Source organism: Microcoleus sp. AT8-A3 (genome assembly GCF_036705675.1).
Classification (GTDB): domain Bacteria; phylum Cyanobacteriota; class Cyanobacteriia; order Cyanobacteriales; family Microcoleaceae; genus Microcoleus.
The window spans coordinates 1-4,239 of the sequence record NZ_JAUBVD010000017.1; the positions used below are offsets into that span (position 1 = coordinate 1).

Sequence of the window (4,239 nt, forward strand, 5' to 3'; positions counted from 1 at the left end):
GACGGGCGGGACGCCCATCCCACTTTCAAGAGTGGAAGTTATTTAATTCTCATTCCTAAGTAAATGGAAATAAACATGGCGTAGGGGAGGCAGAGTTTTGCATTAATAATAAACTGGTGGCTAGTATAGATCATTGCCTTACCCGCCCCTAATATTTTTTATTGTTTGTCGAGTCTGCCTACTTCTTAACTAATAACTTTTGACTAAAGTCGCTTCTTCTCAATATATTGCTGGTGGTAATCCTCTGCCATATAAAATTCCCCAGCAGGTTTGATTTCCGTGGCAATATCTTTGTCGTATTTACCGGAAAGTTGTAATTTTTGTTTGGAGGCGCGAGCGGCTTTTTCTTGTTCGGAATTGTGATAAAAAATCACCGACCTGTACTGTTCGCCTCTGTCGGGGCCTTGGCGATTGATTTGGGTAGGATCGTGACAATTCCAGAATACATCTAGCAGTGCTTCGTAACTCACCTGCGATCGATCGTACTCTATCAGCACAGATTCAGCGTGACCGGTGACTCTGGCGCAAACATCCAGGTAGCAGGGATTCGGCCAGTGGCCTCCTGTGTAGCCCGCAGCAGTCGAGACGACACCCGCAACGGCGCGAAACTTGTGTTCAACTCCCCAAAAACAACCGGCGGCAAATGTGGCTTTTTCCATCGTGTTACTCATCGTATTGAGATAAAACTTGGCACTAAATTATGGTTGACATATTCCCATAAGTGTGCATTCCCAAACTAATCGCGGCTGTACGTAGTTTAACAAATATTGTCGTGCTTTCTCCAAGGGCTCTAGGGGCGATCGACTAATTCCCCCTGCCAAAAATTGCTGCCAGTAACAGTGTTGTAAATAATCGATTAACCACAACTGAGATTCAGTATCTAAAGTTTTATCAATTTCCTTTGCCAATTCCAAAGCAGACCGCAGATTTTGAGGCAACTGCTTCACCTTTTGCAGCAAATCATCGGGTATTGATTGCAGTTGCTGCCAAATAGAAATCGCCTCCCCAGGACTGCCCTGAGCCATCCCCAGTACCTCGGAATGATTCAAAATCTCCGCGAATCCCGCTTGCTGCAAAACTTGTGCCATTGCTTCGGGATTCAGCCGAGAGAACTGGACTTTTTGACAACGGGAAATCAAAGTTGGCAGCAAACCTTCCACAGTCGGAGCAATTAAGATTAGCGCTGCTTTTCCCGGTTCTTCCAAGGTCTTCAATAAGCCGTTAGCTGCTCCCTCAGCCATTGTTTCTGCTTGTTCCAACACTACGACTGAACGTGCTGCTTCTAGCGGCGGTCTGCTGAGAAAATTACTGATTTCTCGAACTTGTTCTAAACGAATTTGTGGTGGTGCTTTCCGCTTTAAACCGGCTTCCTCTGCTTCCTTTGGCGTAAGCCGTTTGCCTTGGTTCATATAAGTTGGTTCTACCCAAAGTAAGTCTGGATGATTTCGCTGTCGCACGCGATTTTGCACGGAGGCTATTAGTCTGGTTTCGGGAATATTGGCTGAGAATAAAAGCTCGATGAAACACTGAGCGGCTAAACTTTTGCCGATGCCGTTAGAGCCGACAAATAAATAACCAGGAGCAATTCGGTTTCGCTCGACTGCTTGAGTTAGCAATTCTACTGCTCGCTCTTGTCCGATTAATGATGTAAAATAATTCATGTGACAGTATTCAGTTGACAGTATTCAGTTGACAGTTGACAGAAGGAAGTGGACAGAAGGAAGTTATGGTAGGGTGCGTCAGGGGCGCTGAATGTAATGACTACCTCTTCAAGAATTTTGCCCCGCTACCCTATGGTGAGTTAGTTACAACTGAAATCTTGCACCATTCTCAACAAGCTGTAGGGGCGGGTTCACTCTTGAGCCTCGGAAAGTAGCAGACAGGTTAAAAAACCCGCCCCCACCCCACCCAAAAGCCCCAATTGACATTGCTGCAAGATGTCAGTTACAACGAAGAAACCGGGTTTTTCCTCTACCTTGAGGATTTTTAGCAAATATTTCGTAAAAAACCCGGTTTCTGGCTATCTATGTAAGCTTACTTTTCAGAATTGGTATTATTTAAATATCCCCAAGCTTCTAACCTGCGAGTGACAATAGCTTGAATTTCCTGAGCGACTTCATATTCAGGCCGATCGGCATTTATGCGAACAATTCGAGATTTATTTGCCTCGGCTAACTCCGAAAAACCTTGCTGCACAAGGCGGTGAAACTTCAAATCCGCTTGCTCGATCCGATCGCACCCTCCGCGAGCCCTTACCCTCGCCAAACCCTCCTCCACATCAATATCCAGCCACAAAGTCAGATCGCTTTCCAAGCCGCCGGTGGCAATGTCATTCAACTGCTTAATTAAATTTAAATTAAGACCGCGGCCGTAGCCCTGATAAGCGATCGTAGAGTCAGTAAAGCGATCGCATAAAACAATCGTTCCCTTAGATAACTCGGGTTTGAGAAAAGTTTCGACGTGTTGAGCGCGATCGGCCGCGTACATGAGTAATTCTGCTCGATCGGATACAGATTCGCCCCCATCTTGTTTCAGCAGCAAATGTCGCAGTCCCCTTCCCAGCTCAGTACCCCCCGGTTCGCGAGTAGCCACCAAGCGGACTCTCAGAAAGCAACTTACTTGCAGGAACTGTATCAAGCGCTGCATTTGCGTAGTTTTACCCGCACCTTCAACCCCCTCAAACACGATAAGTTTGCCTTTCATTGCCCTAACTTTCCACCTGAATAAAATAAATCCATATTGTTCTGTGCATCTGTTCTAGGTTCGGTATGATAATAAAGTCTAAATGCCTCACGGCTGGAGTTGTCTATGGCTCGCTATACTGGTTTTTTTATCGTTGCCGTTCCGATCGACCGTCTCCGTCAATCCCTGATTGAAATTTTAGAGTCATGCAATCTTGATATTATCTACAATACAGGAGATTCCGTCATGGCTCGCGAGCTTCCCGGTCAAGTTTCCATTGCCAAACTTGTCACCGCAGAAGTCCTAATTGAGAAAAACACGGCCAGCGACTCAGAGGTTCGCATGAACTTCGTGATTAAAAACGAAGAACTGCCCCTGCAAACCAACAACCACTGCCGTCAAATGTTCGAGCTAGTGAGTCGTTCAATTATGAACAACAATAACTGGCGACTTTTGGAAAGTATGGCACTCTAGCCATCAGTCAGTCGAGTTTACATTTTAGATTTTAGAGTGACTCCACAGATAAATCTGGGGCCTCGAACTAACGTCGAAACTTCTTTGGTCTCGACTCCTGGTGTGGGGGGCTTGTATCCGTCTTGGTATGAGGCCATTAGTCATTAGTTTCTAGCTAATGACCGATGGCCTCCGACTTTTATATGCAATCCCTAAACTTAAGCTCGAAATCCCCGGCGCAAAAACAAAGAATTTGTCACCACGCTAACAGAACTAAACGCCATAAATGCTCCAGCCGCCGCAGGACTGAGTAGAATTCCGGTTGCAGGCAGCAAGATACCTGCGGCTACCGGAATTCCCAGAGTATTGTAACCAAAAGCCCAAAATAAATTTTGGCGAATCTTATTAAAAGTAGCGCGCCCCAGCTCGATCGACTCAACAACATCCATCAAAGCATTTCGCATCAGCACAATTTGAGCAGTTTCAACTGCCACATCAGTGCCGCAGTGCAAACCGATACCGACATCAGCTTGAGCCAAAGCCGGCGCATCATTGATACCATCCCCCACCACAGCCACTTTACAGCCTTGGGCTTGCAAAGTCGCGATCGCCCTCGCCTTCCCCTCCGGCCGCACCCCGGCCAAAACATCAGCCGCCGCCAAACCTAGCTGCTGCGCCGTCACCGCCGCCGCAGACGGCGTATCCCCCGTCAGCATCATCACCCGCAATCCCATGCCCCGCAAACGTTCCACCGTCGCCTTAGCATCCGGCCTCAGAGTATCTTTTAGGCCGATTACCCCCAGCAAAACGCCCCCAGAAGCCACGTAAACCGCCGTTTTGCCTTGCAAAGACCCCGACAATTCCGTCGCCACAGCGACCCCCTGCTCCTTCATCCACTCAGCATTCCCCGCGAACACCCGCCGGCCCTCCACCAAAGCCGAAACCCCCAAGCCCGGTTCCGTGCAGAAATCCTCAGCAGCTAGCAGCGGCAAACCTTGCTGTTGAGCTTCCAGCAAAATCGCTGCCGCGATGGGATGAGAAGCGCCCCTTTCCACCGCCGCCGCAATTTGCAGCAGTTTTGAGTCAATTGTGGAACAGGCATCT

The 4,239-nt window shown here is 48.0% G+C and carries 5 protein-coding genes; 1 reads left to right on the forward strand and 4 read right to left on the reverse strand.

Annotation, left to right across the window (positions count from 1 at the left end; all coding sequences use genetic code 11):
- Nucleotides 1-203: 203 nt before the first annotated feature.
- The 3 genes from msrA to tmk all read right to left on the reverse strand — a co-directional run bounded on the left by msrA (nucleotide 204) and on the right by tmk (nucleotide 2,703).
- On the reverse strand, nucleotides 204-659 hold the full coding sequence (gene msrA, locus QUB51_RS12490) for a peptide-methionine (S)-S-oxide reductase MsrA (RefSeq protein WP_333261530.1): 456 nt from the start codon (nucleotides 657-659) through the stop codon (nucleotides 204-206).
- Nucleotides 660-698: 39 nt separating this feature from the next.
- Nucleotides 699-1,661 carry a DNA polymerase III subunit delta' gene (locus tag QUB51_RS12495; RefSeq protein WP_333053130.1) on the reverse strand — a complete coding sequence of 321 codons (963 nt, stop codon included), beginning with the start codon at nucleotides 1,659-1,661 and terminating at the stop codon, nucleotides 699-701.
- Nucleotides 1,662-2,034: 373 nt separating this feature from the next.
- The gene (gene tmk, locus QUB51_RS12500; RefSeq protein WP_333261533.1) at nucleotides 2,035-2,703 is read right to left on the reverse strand and encodes a dTMP kinase; all 669 of its coding nucleotides are present in this window, start codon (nucleotides 2,701-2,703) and stop codon (nucleotides 2,035-2,037) included.
- Nucleotides 2,704-2,808: 105 nt separating this feature from the next.
- On the opposite strand from tmk, the gene QUB51_RS12505 reads away from it, so the two are divergent.
- Entirely contained in the window at nucleotides 2,809-3,156 is a 348-nt protein-coding gene (locus QUB51_RS12505) for a hypothetical protein (RefSeq protein ID WP_190659999.1), read from the forward strand.
- A gap of 197 nt (nucleotides 3,157-3,353) precedes the next feature.
- Here the strand turns inward: QUB51_RS12505 and QUB51_RS12510 are convergent.
- A partial coding sequence (locus tag QUB51_RS12510; protein ID WP_333210478.1) for an HAD-IC family P-type ATPase occupies nucleotides 3,354-4,239 on the reverse strand: 886 nt, incomplete at its 5' end.

What these genes read in the sequence shown, in the direction of transcription:
- msrA (WP_333261530.1), bottom strand. Translation starts at nt 659, where the DNA reads ATGGAAAAAGCCACATTTGCCGCCGGTTGTTTTTGGGGAGTTGAACAC.
- QUB51_RS12495 (WP_333053130.1), bottom strand. Translation starts at nt 1,661, where the DNA reads ATGAATTATTTTACATCATTAATCGGACAAGAGCGAGCAGTAGAATTG.
- tmk (WP_333261533.1), bottom strand. Translation starts at nt 2,703, where the DNA reads ATGAAAGGCAAACTTATCGTGTTTGAGGGGGTTGAAGGTGCGGGTAAA.
- QUB51_RS12505 (WP_190659999.1), top strand. Translation starts at nt 2,809, where the DNA reads ATGGCTCGCTATACTGGTTTTTTTATCGTTGCCGTTCCGATCGACCGT.